Below are 12074 nucleotides of genomic sequence, written 5' to 3' on the forward strand. Positions count from 1 at the left end.
GGGCCTATATGGAATGGATTAAACTAATAGGGATACTTATCATTGTGGTTGGTTTTATCTATAAGTTAGATACAATCGCAACGGTAGTCTTAGCTAGTTTAGTTACAGCTCTAGTTTCTGGAGTTTCTCTTGTTGAATTCTTGGAAATTTTGGGAAAAGAATTTAGTAATCAACGAGTTCTTACGATTTTTATGGTAACCTTGCCACTGGTAGGTTTATCTGAAACTTTTGGCCTCAAGCAACGTTCGATTGACTTGATTCAAAAGATTAAAGGTCTGACCGTAGGAAGTTTTTATACAGTGTATTTCTTTTTTCGGGAACTCGATAGCTTCTTTGCTATCCGTCTAGGAGGACATCCGCAGTTTGTAAGGCCTTTGGTTCAACCCATGGGACAAGCAGCAGCAGAGTCTCAATTAGGTAGAAAATTAACGGAGCAGGAGAGCGAAGCGCTAAAAGCGCGTGCAGCAGCAAATGATAATTTTGCAAATTTCTTTGCTCAGAACACTTTCGTTGGTGCAGGTGGTGTCCTCTTGGTGGGGGGCACTCTGGACCAATTGGGTTATGAAAGTAATTATGCAGGAATCGCTTCGGCTTCGCTTATTGTTGCAGGAGTGGCCCTACTTGTGGTAGGAATTTACAATTACCTGTTTGATAGAAAACTGCTAGTGAAAAAGCTTAGTAAAGGAAAAGAAGAATGAGCAATCTAGCAAGACAGTTATTAGAGTTAACCTATATTGTGATTGGTTGTCAATTCCTTCATACGGCTTATTGTAGCTATAAAGATAAAACAAACCCAGTTCGCTTTGGAACAGCTGGTTTTTGGGCTTTATTGGGCATCAGTTTTATCGGTGGTTCTTATCTACCTTCTATCTGTATTGGAGTTATCGTAGTGCTATTAGCACTACTAACTCTCTTTAAACAGGTTCGTATCGGAACCTTACCGTCTCTGGATGAAGTCAAGGCAAACATTGAAGCTAAACGACTAAAGAATAAAATTTTTATTCCGGTCATGTTAATGGCTTTGATTGCTTTGGTATTAGCAAAAATGATCCCTGAGTTTAGTAAGATTGCTATCAGCCTTGCAGCATTTTTTGCAACCATCTCTCTTTTATTGGTTACTAAGAGTTCTCCTAAAAGCTTGTTAGCAGAAAATAATCGCATGGTTCAGCAAGTCTCAACTAGTGGGATTGTGCCTCAACTTTTAGGGGCTTTGGGAGCAATTTTTACCGTTGCAGGTGTTGGAGACTTGATTTCGCATTTAATCAGCGGTCTAGTTCCTTCGGGTAGTCGTTTTATGGGTGTAGTGGCTTATGTCCTTGGGATGGTTCTATTCTCCATGATAATGGGGAACGCATTTGCTACCTTCACGGTTATTACTGCTGGAATTGGTGTTCCCTTTGTATTTGCCTTGGGAGCTGATCCAATCGTGGCTGCAGCTCTAGCAATGACGGCAGGGTGCTGTGGAACCTTATTGACTCCAATGGCGGCTAACTTTAATGCTTTACCGGCAGCTCTCCTGGATATGAAAGATCCAAATGGGGTTATCAAAGCGCAGGTAGGAGTAGCTATTGTCATGATTATCATCCATGTATTTTTGATGTACTTTTTGGCATTTTAGCAAAGGAAATAAAATGAAAATATTAGTAACAGGTTTTGATCCTTTCGGTGGTGAAAAGGTCAATCCAGCCTTGGAAGCTGTTAAATCATTACCGTCAGAGATTCATGACGCAGAGGTTCATTGGGTAGCAATCCCAACGGTCTTTTATCAATCAGCAGAGGTTTTAGAAGCAGAAATAAATCGATACCATCCAGATGCTGTGCTTTGCATCGGACAGGCAGGAGGAAGAGCTAGTCTAACTCCTGAGCGAGTTGCCATCAACCAAGATGATGCTAGAATTCCTGATAACCAAGGGAATCAGCCGATTGATACTCCTATTCGCCTAGACGGTCAAGCAGCTTATTTCAGCACTCTACCGATCAAAGCAATGGTTCAAGCGATTAAAGAGGAAGGGTTACCAGCTACAGTGTCCAATACAGCAGGAACCTTTGTTTGCAATCATTTGATGTATCAGGCTCTCTATTTAGCGGATAAAAAATTTCCACATATGAGAGCAGGCTTTATGCATATTCCCTATATGACAGAACAGGTGATCAATAAACCTAATACAGCATCTATGAATTTAACTGATATCGTCAGAGGTATCGAAGCTGCGATTGGTGCTATCGTAGATTATAAAGATAAGGACATAAAATTAGTGGGTGGGACAACTCACTAACAATGAGTCTTCCCTAGATTAAAAAATTAGATTCTCTCACAAAAACTCTTTATCAAGGCTGCCCTTATAAAGAGTTTTTTCTTGCCAGTTTTTTAAATTTCTTGTACAATAGGAAGAGTGAAAAGAGGTATGGTATGAGTAAAAAAGATAAAAAAATTGAAATTCAATTAACAGACGCAACTGTTTTAGTTGGTCAGGAAAAGTTTGAAGGCTACACATTAACCATTGGGAAAAAGATTATCGGTGAAATTGCCGAATTAGACAATCAATTTGCGATTATAAAGAATGGAAATGTCGATAGTTTTTATAAAAAACTTGAAAAAGCTGTGGAAATTTTGATTGAAAACTATAATTTAGCAAAATAAAGCTTGTTTTTTGTAAATTTTCATGATATAATAGTTTTTGTTGAACATTGGAGAGATAGCGAAGAGGCTAAACGCGGCGGACTGTAAATCCGCTCCTTCGGGTTCGGGGGTTCGAATCCCTCTCTCTCCATTTCACTTTTGGGGTATAGCCAAGCGGTAAGGCAAGGGACTTTGACTCCCTCATGCGTTGGTTCGAATCCAGCTACCCCAGTTCTTAGGTAATAAATTCAAGATAAAAAGAAAAATATCTTAGGGTATTTTATTTTTATAATTGAAGGACGTGAACGATATAACATGTCTTTGCGGGTGCTTGGGAAAAAATTATAAGTATGTCAAGTTTAAGAAAAACTTGATTGTTGGAGGATTTTTTAGATGAACGAATTTGAAGATTTGCTAAATAGCGTTAGCCAAGTTGAGCCAGGTGATGTTGTTAGTGCTGAAGTATTGACAGTTGATGCTACTCAAGCTAATGTTGCAATCTCTGGAACTGGTGTTGAAGGTGTCTTGACTCTTCGCGAATTGACAAACGATCGCGATGCAGATATCAATGACTTTGTAAAAGTAGGTGAAGTATTGGATGTTCTTGTACTTCGTCAAGTAGTTGGTAAAGATACTGATACAGTAACATACCTTGTATCTAAAAAACGCCTTGAAGCTCGCAAAGCATGGGACAAACTTGTAGGACGTGAAGAAGAAGTTGTTACAGTTAAAGGAACTCGCGCTGTTAAGGGTGGACTTTCAGTAGAATTTGAAGGTGTACGTGGATTTATCCCAGCTTCAATGTTGGATACTCGTTTTGTACGTAACACTGAGCGTTTTGTAGGTCAAGAGTTTGATGCTAAAATCAAAGAAGTTGATCCTAAAGAAAACCGCTTCATCCTTTCACGTCGTGAAGTTGTAGAAGCAGCGACTGCAGCAGCTCGTGCTGAAGTATTCGGTAAATTGGCTGTTGGTGATGTTGTAACTGGTAAAGTTGCACGTATCACAAGCTTCGGTGCTTTCATCGACCTTGGTGGTGTTGACGGATTGGTTCACTTGACTGAATTGTCACACGAACGTAACGTTTCACCAAAATCAGTTGTAACTGTTGGTGAAGAAGTTGAAGTGAAAATCCTTGATCTTAACGAAGAAGAAGGACGTGTATCACTTTCACTTAAAGCTACAACACCTGGACCATGGGATGGCGTTGAGCAAAAATTGGCTAAAGGTGATGTTGTAGAAGGTACAGTTAAACGTTTGACTGACTTCGGTGCATTTGTTGAAGTATTGCCAGGTATCGATGGACTTGTTCACGTATCACAAATTTCACACAAACGTATTGAAAATCCAAAAGAAGCTCTTAAAGTTGGTCAAGAAGTTACTGTTAAAGTTCTTGAAGTTAACGCTGATGCAGAACGTGTATCTCTTTCTATCAAAGCTCTTGAAGAACGTCCAGCTCAAGAAGAAGGACAAAAAGAAGAAAAACGCGCTCCACGTCCACGTCGTCCAAAACGTCAAGAAAAACGTGATTTTGAACTTCCTGAAACTCAAACAGGATTCTCAATGGCTGACTTGTTCGGAGACATCGAACTTTAATCCATTCGAATTTGAATAAAATCCTTTGTTTTTAAAACAAGGGATTTTTCTTTTTTCTACTAGCATTTTTTGATATAATGGTTTTATGTTATATTCAGAAAAAGAATCACTTTATCAAACAATAAATGAACAGCTCTCTTATCTTTTAGAAGGAGAGCCCAATGTGTTGGCTAATCTATCAAATGCCAGTGCTCTGCTAAAAACAAGTTTTCCCAATACTGTTTTTGCAGGTTTCTATCTATTTGATGGGAATGAACTGATTTTGGGACCCTTTCAAGGTGGAGTTTCATGTGTACGAATCGCTCTTGGAAAAGGTGTTTGTGGAGAGTCTGCAGCTAGTCGTCAAACAGTGATTGTTGGTGATGTTAAAACCTATCCAAACTATATTTCTTGTGATAGTAGTGCTCGTAGTGAAATTGTTGTGCCGATGGTTAAAGAGGGACGTCTTCTGGGCGTTCTAGATTTAGATTCATCTCTTGTTGATGATTATGATGATTTGGATCTGAAATATCTAGAAGAGTTTGTTTCTATTTTGTTAGAGAAAACCGAATGGAATTTTTCAATGTTTGAGGAGAAAGCGTAATGTATCAGGCCCTTTATCGAAAATATAGAAGTCAAACATTTTCACAGTTAGTAGGCCAGGAAATTGTTGCAAAAACTCTGAAACAAGCCGTAGAGCAGGAAAAGATTAGCCATGCCTATCTATTTTCAGGGCCTCGTGGAACTGGAAAAACCAGTGTAGCCAAAATTTTTGCCAAGGCTATGAACTGCCCTAATCAAGAGGGAGGAGAACCTTGCAATAACTGTTATATCTGTCAAGCTGTAACAGACGGTAGCTTGGAAGACGTTATCGAAATGGACGCGGCCTCTAACAATGGAGTGGATGAAATTCGTGATATCCGTGATAAATCAACCTATGCTCCAAGTATAGCTCAGTATAAGGTCTATATCATTGATGAGGTTCATATGCTTTCAACTGGAGCCTTCAATGCCCTTTTGAAAACTCTTGAAGAACCCACTCCTAATGTTGTTTTTATCTTAGCAACGACAGAGCTTCATAAGATTCCTGCAACCATTTTGTCTCGTGTTCAACGCTTTGAGTTTAAATCTATTAGAACTCAGGATATTCGAGATCATATCTTCCATATTTTAGAGAAGGAAGGGATTGCTTATGAAACTGAAGCTGTTGAGATTATCGCTCGTAGGGCCGAAGGTGGTATGCGGGATGCTTTGTCCATTTTAGACCAAGCATTGAGCTTGACTCAAGATGCTAGATTAACAACAGCTGTTTCTGAGGAAATTACTGGGACTATTAGTCTAAGTGCTTTGGATAATTATGTGGCTGCCTTGGCACAAAAAGATGTGACTCGTGCTTTGGAAAATCTTAATTTGATTTTTGATAACGGAAAAAGCATGACACGATTTGTAACGGATTTGTTGCAGTATCTAAGGGATATTTTGATTGTCCAAACTGGTGGGGAGAATACTCACCATAGTGATCTCTTCAAGGATAACCTAGGACTTTCACAGGCTATTTTGTTTGAGATGATCGGAATTGCAACTAGTAGTTTAGCTGATATCAAGGCTAGCTTACAGCCTAAGATTTATGCTGAAATGATGACCATTCGTTTGGCAGAGATAGATTCAAAACCAACATTATCAGATGATACAAGTGGAGAATTAGCCTCACTTAGAGAAGAAGTTGCGCGATTGAAACAGGCTCTGGCAAATGTTAACATGAGTCCTAAGCAGACTACACCAACACCGAGTCGTCCAGTTAACAGCAAGTCAGTTTATCGCGTAGATCGCAATAAGGTTCAGTCTATTCTTCAAGAAGCTATTGAAAATCCTGATTTAGCCCGTCAAAATCTAATACGTCTTCAAAATGCTTGGGGAGAAGTTATTGAAAGCTTGTCAGGTCCTGATAAGGCACTTTTAGTTGGTTCTCAACCTGTTGCGGCTAATGAACATCATGCCATTCTTGCATTTGAGTCTAACTTCAATGCTGGTCAGACCATGAAACGTGATAATCTCAACACCATGTTTGGTAATATACTCAGTCAAGCAGCGGGATTTTCACCAGAGATTCTTGCTATTTCCATGGAAGAGTGGAAAGAAGTCAGAGCTGATTTCTCAGCGAAGGCTAAATCGTCTCAAGGTCAACCGGTTAAGGAAGAAGTTGAAGAATCTGTCCTTCCTCAGGGATTTGAATTCCTAGCGGATAAAGTGACCATTGCAGAAGATTAAAAGGATTTTGTGAAATAATACGATGAACAGACAACAATTTATAATTATGGCCTTATTTACTGCTGCCGAGACTTATTTCTTTAATGAATCCATCATGGAGCAACGGTATATCGTGGCCTTGCTTTGGGCTATTTTAATCCTAAGAAATTTTAGAGTCAGCTATATTATGGGTAAAATTGTCAACGCTATAGATGACCATTTTCGTGGAAAGAAGTAACCCTCAGCTTCTAGACAAAATTAAAGCCTTTTAGGCTTTTTTTTGTTATACTATTAAAGTATATTTATTGATATTTTATCGTTTTTTACTAGAAAACTAAGGACAATTTTCTAGCGAAAATGATAAAACGGATTGAAAAGAAAGGAATTATCATGTCAGTATTAGAGATCAAAGATCTTCACGTTGAAATTGAAGGAAAAGAAATTTTAAAAGGGGTTAACCTGACCCTGAAAACAGGCGAAATCGCCGCTATCATGGGGCCAAATGGAACTGGGAAATCAACTCTTTCTGCCGCTATCATGGGAAATCCTAACTATGAAGTAACCAAGGGTGAGGTTCTATTTGACGGCGTAAACATCCTTGAATTGGAAGTGGATGAGCGTGCGCGTATGGGGCTTTTCCTGGCTATGCAATACCCATCAGAAATTCCAGGAATTACCAATGCAGAATTCCTTCGTGCAGCTATAAATGCTGGTAAAGAAGATGACGAAAAAATTTCAGTTCGCGAGTTCATTACTAAGCTAGACGAAAAAATGGAATTGCTTAACATGAAAGAAGAAATGGCAGAGCGTTACCTCAACGAAGGTTTCTCTGGTGGTGAGAAAAAACGCAATGAGATTCTTCAACTTTTGATGTTGGAGCCAACATTTGCTCTTTTGGATGAGATTGACTCTGGTCTTGATATTGACGCTCTTAAAGTTGTTTCTAAAGGTGTCAATGCTATGCGTGGTGAAGGCTTTGGTGCTATGATTATTACTCACTACCAACGTCTTTTGAACTATATCACACCAGACGTGGTACACGTTATGATGGAAGGTCGTGTTGTTCTTTCTGGTGGTCCAGAATTGGCGGCACGTTTGGAACGTGAAGGATACGCAAAATTAGCTGAAGAACTTGGCTACGACTACAAGGAAGAATTGTAATTCCCTCGTATCTTTTAGGAGAAGTAAATGACTAAAGAAACTATTAAACTTTTTTCAGAAATGCACGCTGAACCAAGCTGGTTGTCAGACCTCCGTCAAAAAGCTTTTGATAAGATTGAGAGTTTGGAATTGCCAGTCATTGAGCGTGTAAAATTTCACCGTTGGAATCTTGGTGACGGAACTATCACAGAAAGCGAACCCTCAGCAAATGTTCCTGATTTCACTGCTTTAGATAATCACTTGAAATTGGTGCAGGTTGGAACTCAAACAGTTTTTGAGCAAATTCCAGTTGAGTTGGCTGAACAGGGTGTTGTCTTCACAGACTTTCATTCAGCTTTAGAAGAAATTCCAGAGCTGATCGAAGAATTCTTCATGTCATCTGTTAAGTATGACGATGATAAGTTGGCGGCCTACCACACAGCTTACTTCAATAGTGGTGCTGTTCTCTGCATTCCTGATAACGTGGAAATTGCTGAACCAATCGAAGGAATTTTCTACCAAGACAGCGATAGCGATGTGCCATTTAACAAGCATATTCTGATCATTGCAGGTAAAAACTCTAAAATCAGCTACCTCGAACGTTTAGAATCACGCGGTGAGGGTAGTGCTAAGGCGACTGCTAATATCACAGTAGAAGTCATCGCTCGTTCTGGCGCACAAGTAAAGTTTGCGGCGATTGACCGTCTAGGTGAAAACGTCACTGCCTACATTAGCCGTCGTGGTAAATTAGGCAACGATGCAAGTATTGACTGGGCCATCGGTGTTATGAACGAAGGGAACGTCGTTGCGGACTTTGATAGCGACTTGATTGGAAATGGTAGCCATGCAGATCTCAAGGTTGTAGCTCTTTCAAGTGGCCGTCAGGTACAGGGGATTGATACTCGAGTGACTAACTATGGTTGCAACTCTATCGGTAATATCCTTCAACATGGGGTTATCCTTGAAAAAGCAACTTTGACTTTCAATGGTATTGGCCACATCATCAAGGGTGCTAAGGGAGCAGATGCCCAACAAGAAAGTCGTGTTCTCATGCTTTCAGATCAGGCTCGTTCAGACGCCAACCCAATTCTTTTGATTGATGAAAATGATGTCACTGCAGGACACGCAGCGTCTATCGGACAAGTTGATCCAGAAGACATGTATTACCTCATGAGTCGTGGATTGGATAAGGTAACTGCAGAACGTTTGGTTGTTCGTGGTTTCCTTGGATCAGTAATCGTTGAGATTCCAGTCAAGGAAGTTCGTGATGAAATGATTGCGACAATTGAAGAAAAATTGTCAAAACGCTAAGGGGAAGCCTATGTTAGATGTAGAAGCAATTCGCAAGGATTTTCCGATTTTAGACCAGATTGTCAATGACGAACCTCTGGTTTATTTGGATAATGCTGCGACGACACAAAAACCACTAGCTGTTCTTGAAGCGATTAATCATTACTATGAGCAGGACAATGCCAATGTTCACCGTGGGGTTCATACCTTGGCTGAAAGGGCGACAGCATCTTATGAAGCTGCTCGCGAAACCATTCGCAAGTTCATCAACGCAGGTTCGACAAAGGAAGTACTCCTCACTAGAGGAACTACGACTAGTCTCAACTGGGTGGCGCGTTTTGCTGAAGAAATTTTAACTGAGGGAGATCAAGTTTTGATTTCTGTCATGGAACACCATTCCAATATTATTCCATGGCAGGAAGCTTGCCGAAAGACTGGGGCAGAGCTTGTTTATGTCTATCTCAAAGATGGAGCTCTGGATATGGATGACTTGCGTTCTATATTGACTGACAAAGTTAAATTTGTTTCACTAGCTCACGCATCAAACGTTCTTGGAGTGGTTAATCCTATCAAAGAAATCACACAAATGGCTCACGAAGTTGGAGCCATCATGGTGGTGGATGGCGCTCAGTCTACACCTCATATGAAGATTGATGTACAGGATTTGGATGTGGACTTCTTTGCCTTTTCAGGTCACAAGATGGCTGGTCCAACTGGTATCGGTGTTCTTTATGGCAAAGAAAAGCATCTGGAGCAAATGTCACCAGTAGAATTTGGTGGCGAAATGATTGATTTCGTCTATGAGCAATCTGCTAGCTGGAAGGAATTTCCTTGGAAATTCGAGGCTGGAACTCCTAATATGGCAGGAGCTATTGGACTTGCAGCTGCCGTGGATTATCTCGAAAACATTGGTATGGATGCCATTGAATCTCATGAACAAGAACTTATTGCATATGTCTTTCCAAAATTGCAGGAAATTGAAGGTTTGACCATTTACGGTTCGCAAGATTTGGCTCAGCGTTCAGGTGTTATTGCCTTTAATCTAGGGGATCTTCATCCTCACGACCTTGCGACAGCTCTGGATTATGAAGGAGTGGCTGTTCGTGCTGGTCACCATTGTGCTCAACCCTTGCTCCAATATTTGGACGTTCCAGCAACAGCTCGCGCTAGTTTTTATATCTACAATACCAAGGCAGATTGCGACAAGCTGGTCGATGCCTTACAAAAGACAAAGGAGTTTTTCAATGGCACTTTCTAAACTAGATAGCCTTTATATGGCAGTGGTAGCAGACCATTCGAAAAATCCGCATCATCAAGGGAAGTTAGAAGACGCTGAACAAATCAGTCTCAACAATCCGACCTGTGGGGATGTGATCAATCTCTCCGTCAAGTTTGATGCAGATGACCGCTTGGAGGATATCGCTTTTCTAAACTCAGGTTGTACTATCTCAACTGCCTCTGCAAGCATGATGACGGACGCAGTTTTAGGAAAAACCAAACAAGAAATCTTAGAACTTGCGACTATTTTTTCTGAAATGGTTCAAGGGCAAAAAGATGACAGACAAGATAGTCTTGGCGATGCAGCTTTCTTGTCAGGTGTTGCCAAATTCCCTCAACGAATCAAGTGTGCAACCCTAGCCTGGAATGCCCTGAAGAAAACAATTGAAAATCAAGAAAACAAGTAAGGCAAGTTTATTTGTCTTATGAATCAGTAGAAATGAAGAATGAAAGAAAGGATATTATGGCTGAAGAAAGAGTAGAACCAAAACCAATTGACCTTGGTGAATATAAATTTGGTTTCCATGATGATGTAGAGCCTGTCCTATCGACAGGAAAAGGATTGAACGAAGATGTCATTCGTGAACTATCAGCTGCTAAGGGAGAACCAGAGTGGATGTTAGAATTCCGTTTGAAGTCTTATGAAACCTTCAAAAAAATGCCTATGCAAACTTGGGGAGCAGACTTGTCAGAGATTGATTTTGATGACTTGATCTACTACCAAAAACCATCTGACAAACCAGCACGTTCTTGGGATGATGTACCTGAAAAGATTAAAGAAACCTTTGAACGTATTGGGATTCCAGAAGCTGAGCGTGCCTATCTAGCTGGAGCTTCTGCCCAGTATGAGTCAGAAGTGGTTTACCACAACATGAAGGAAGAATTTGAGAAGTTAGGTATCATCTTTACAGATACGGATTCTGCCCTCAAGGAATACCCAGACTTATTTAAACAATACTTTGCGAAATTGGTACCGCCGACAGATAACAAGTTAGCTGCCCTCAATTCAGCAGTGTGGTCAGGTGGAACCTTTATCTATGTACCAAAAGGTGTCAAGGTAGATATTCCACTTCAAACTTACTTCCGTATCAACAACGAAAATACAGGTCAGTTTGAACGTACCTTGATCATCGTTGATGAGGGAGCAAGTGTCCACTACGTAGAAGGATGTACAGCGCCAACTTATTCAAGCAACAGCTTGCATGCGGCCATTGTAGAAATCTTTGCTTTGGACGGAGCTTATATGCGCTATACGACCATCCAAAACTGGTCTGATAACGTCTATAACTTGGTAACAAAACGTGCAAAAGCCTTGAAAGATGCGACTGTTGAGTGGATTGATGGGAACTTGGGTGCCAAAACGACTATGAAATATCCATCTGTATACCTAGATGGAGAAGGAGCACGTGGTACCATGCTTTCGATTGCCTTTGCTAATGCAGGGCAACACCAAGATACTGGTGCTAAGATGATCCACAATGCTCCACATACAAGCTCGTCTATCGTATCTAAATCTATCGCTAAAGGCGGTGGTAAGGTAGACTACCGTGGACAAGTAACCTTTAATAAAAACTCTAAGAAATCTGTCTCTCACATCGAGTGTGATACCATTATCATGGATGACTTGTCAGCGTCAGATACCATTCCATTTAATGAAATCCATAACTCGCAAGTTGCTTTGGAACACGAAGCCAAGGTTTCTAAGATTTCTGAAGAACAACTCTATTATCTCATGAGCCGTGGATTGTCAGAATCTGAGGCAACAGAGATGATTGTCATGGGATTTGTCGAACCCTTCACTAAAGAACTTCCAATGGAATACGCAGTTGAGCTCAACCGCTTGATTAGCTACGAAATGGAAGGATCAGTCGGATAAACTTTATGAACAGAAACTGAGGCTGGGACAAAAGTCCTAGCCTCTCAA

At 40.5% G+C, this 12074-nt stretch carries 13 protein-coding genes and 2 tRNA genes; all 15 read left to right on the forward strand.

Annotated features, from left to right (window positions below; genetic code table 11):
• The first annotated feature begins 8 nt into the window (after positions 1 to 8).
• Positions 9 to 698 carry a DUF969 domain-containing protein gene (locus HMPREF2619_RS09730; RefSeq protein ID WP_049503896.1) on the forward strand — a complete coding sequence of 230 codons (690 nt, stop codon included), beginning with the start codon at positions 9 to 11 and terminating at the stop codon, positions 696 to 698.
• A complete protein-coding gene (locus tag HMPREF2619_RS09735) occupies positions 695 to 1618 on the forward strand; it encodes a DUF979 domain-containing protein (RefSeq protein ID WP_070460982.1) in 924 nt (307 codons plus the stop codon). Before HMPREF2619_RS09730 ends, HMPREF2619_RS09735 begins: the two co-directional genes overlap by 4 nt.
• Before the next feature lie 13 nt (positions 1619 to 1631).
• Positions 1632 to 2276, forward strand: coding sequence for a pyroglutamyl-peptidase I (gene pcp / locus HMPREF2619_RS09740; RefSeq protein WP_070460984.1), 645 nt, complete (start codon positions 1632 to 1634; stop codon positions 2274 to 2276).
• 134 nt (positions 2277 to 2410) lie between these two features.
• Positions 2411 to 2641 (forward strand): DUF2969 domain-containing protein, encoded by a 231-nt coding sequence (locus HMPREF2619_RS09745; protein ID WP_000037109.1) that lies wholly within the window; start codon positions 2411 to 2413, stop codon positions 2639 to 2641.
• A 49-nt stretch (positions 2642 to 2690) separates the two neighbouring features.
• Positions 2691 to 2771, forward strand: a tRNA-Tyr gene (locus HMPREF2619_RS09750).
• 9 nt (positions 2772 to 2780) lie between these two features.
• Positions 2781 to 2852: transfer RNA gene (locus HMPREF2619_RS09755), tRNA-Gln, on the forward strand.
• A 161-nt stretch (positions 2853 to 3013) separates the two neighbouring features.
• Positions 3014 to 4216: a 30S ribosomal protein S1 gene (gene rpsA, locus HMPREF2619_RS09760; RefSeq protein ID WP_001001618.1), complete on the forward strand. Its 1203-nt coding sequence runs from the start codon at positions 3014 to 3016 to the stop codon at positions 4214 to 4216.
• Between the two features lie 85 nt (positions 4217 to 4301).
• Positions 4302 to 4799: a GAF domain-containing protein gene (locus tag HMPREF2619_RS09765; protein WP_070460986.1), complete on the forward strand. Its 498-nt coding sequence runs from the start codon at positions 4302 to 4304 to the stop codon at positions 4797 to 4799.
• Positions 4799 to 6463 (forward strand): DNA polymerase III subunit gamma/tau, encoded by a 1665-nt coding sequence (dnaX, locus tag HMPREF2619_RS09770; protein ID WP_070460988.1) that lies wholly within the window; start codon positions 4799 to 4801, stop codon positions 6461 to 6463. The genes HMPREF2619_RS09765 and dnaX overlap by 1 nt, the downstream gene beginning before the upstream one ends.
• Before the next feature lie 22 nt (positions 6464 to 6485).
• Positions 6486 to 6680, forward strand: a complete 195-nt coding sequence (locus HMPREF2619_RS09775; protein ID WP_001081607.1) for a DUF3272 family protein — start codon at positions 6486 to 6488, stop codon at positions 6678 to 6680.
• A 152-nt stretch (positions 6681 to 6832) separates the two neighbouring features.
• Entirely contained in the window at positions 6833 to 7603 is a 771-nt protein-coding gene (gene sufC / locus HMPREF2619_RS09780; protein ID WP_049503774.1) for a Fe-S cluster assembly ATPase SufC, read from the forward strand.
• 27 nt (positions 7604 to 7630) lie between these two features.
• Complete coding sequence (sufD, locus tag HMPREF2619_RS09785) at positions 7631 to 8893, forward strand: Fe-S cluster assembly protein SufD (protein WP_070460990.1); 1263 nt, start codon at positions 7631 to 7633, stop codon at positions 8891 to 8893.
• A gap of 10 nt (positions 8894 to 8903) precedes the next feature.
• Entirely contained in the window at positions 8904 to 10130 is a 1227-nt protein-coding gene (locus HMPREF2619_RS09790) for a cysteine desulfurase (RefSeq protein WP_070460992.1), read from the forward strand.
• Positions 10117 to 10557 (forward strand): Fe-S cluster assembly sulfur transfer protein SufU, encoded by a 441-nt coding sequence (sufU, locus tag HMPREF2619_RS09795; protein WP_004261446.1) that lies wholly within the window; start codon positions 10117 to 10119, stop codon positions 10555 to 10557. The genes HMPREF2619_RS09790 and sufU overlap by 14 nt, the downstream gene beginning before the upstream one ends.
• 56 nt (positions 10558 to 10613) lie before the next feature.
• Entirely contained in the window at positions 10614 to 12026 is a 1413-nt protein-coding gene (sufB, locus tag HMPREF2619_RS09800) for a Fe-S cluster assembly protein SufB (RefSeq protein WP_000797046.1), read from the forward strand.
• The last annotated feature ends 48 nt before the right edge of the window (positions 12027 to 12074 follow it).

The sequence above is a fragment of the Streptococcus sp. HMSC074B11 genome (genome assembly GCF_001808705.1).
In the GTDB taxonomy this organism is placed as follows: Bacteria; Bacillota; Bacilli; order Lactobacillales; family Streptococcaceae; genus Streptococcus.

Bases quoted from the DNA above. Each gene is read 5' to 3' on its own strand.
- HMPREF2619_RS09735 (WP_070460982.1), top strand. From the start codon at position 695: ATGAGCAATCTAGCAAGACAGTTATTAGAGTTAACCTATATTGTGATT.
- sufC (WP_049503774.1), top strand. From the start codon at position 6,833: ATGTCAGTATTAGAGATCAAAGATCTTCACGTTGAAATTGAAGGAAAA.
- HMPREF2619_RS09765 (WP_070460986.1), top strand. From the start codon at position 4,302: ATGTTATATTCAGAAAAAGAATCACTTTATCAAACAATAAATGAACAG.
- pcp (WP_070460984.1), top strand. From the start codon at position 1,632: ATGAAAATATTAGTAACAGGTTTTGATCCTTTCGGTGGTGAAAAGGTC.
- rpsA (WP_001001618.1), top strand. From the start codon at position 3,014: ATGAACGAATTTGAAGATTTGCTAAATAGCGTTAGCCAAGTTGAGCCA.
- HMPREF2619_RS09775 (WP_001081607.1), top strand. From the start codon at position 6,486: ATGAACAGACAACAATTTATAATTATGGCCTTATTTACTGCTGCCGAG.
- dnaX (WP_070460988.1), top strand. From the start codon at position 4,799: ATGTATCAGGCCCTTTATCGAAAATATAGAAGTCAAACATTTTCACAG.
- sufD (WP_070460990.1), top strand. From the start codon at position 7,631: ATGACTAAAGAAACTATTAAACTTTTTTCAGAAATGCACGCTGAACCA.
- HMPREF2619_RS09790 (WP_070460992.1), top strand. From the start codon at position 8,904: ATGTTAGATGTAGAAGCAATTCGCAAGGATTTTCCGATTTTAGACCAG.
- sufU (WP_004261446.1), top strand. From the start codon at position 10,117: ATGGCACTTTCTAAACTAGATAGCCTTTATATGGCAGTGGTAGCAGAC.
- sufB (WP_000797046.1), top strand. From the start codon at position 10,614: ATGGCTGAAGAAAGAGTAGAACCAAAACCAATTGACCTTGGTGAATAT.
- HMPREF2619_RS09745 (WP_000037109.1), top strand. From the start codon at position 2,411: ATGAGTAAAAAAGATAAAAAAATTGAAATTCAATTAACAGACGCAACT.
- HMPREF2619_RS09730 (WP_049503896.1), top strand. From the start codon at position 9: ATGGAATGGATTAAACTAATAGGGATACTTATCATTGTGGTTGGTTTT.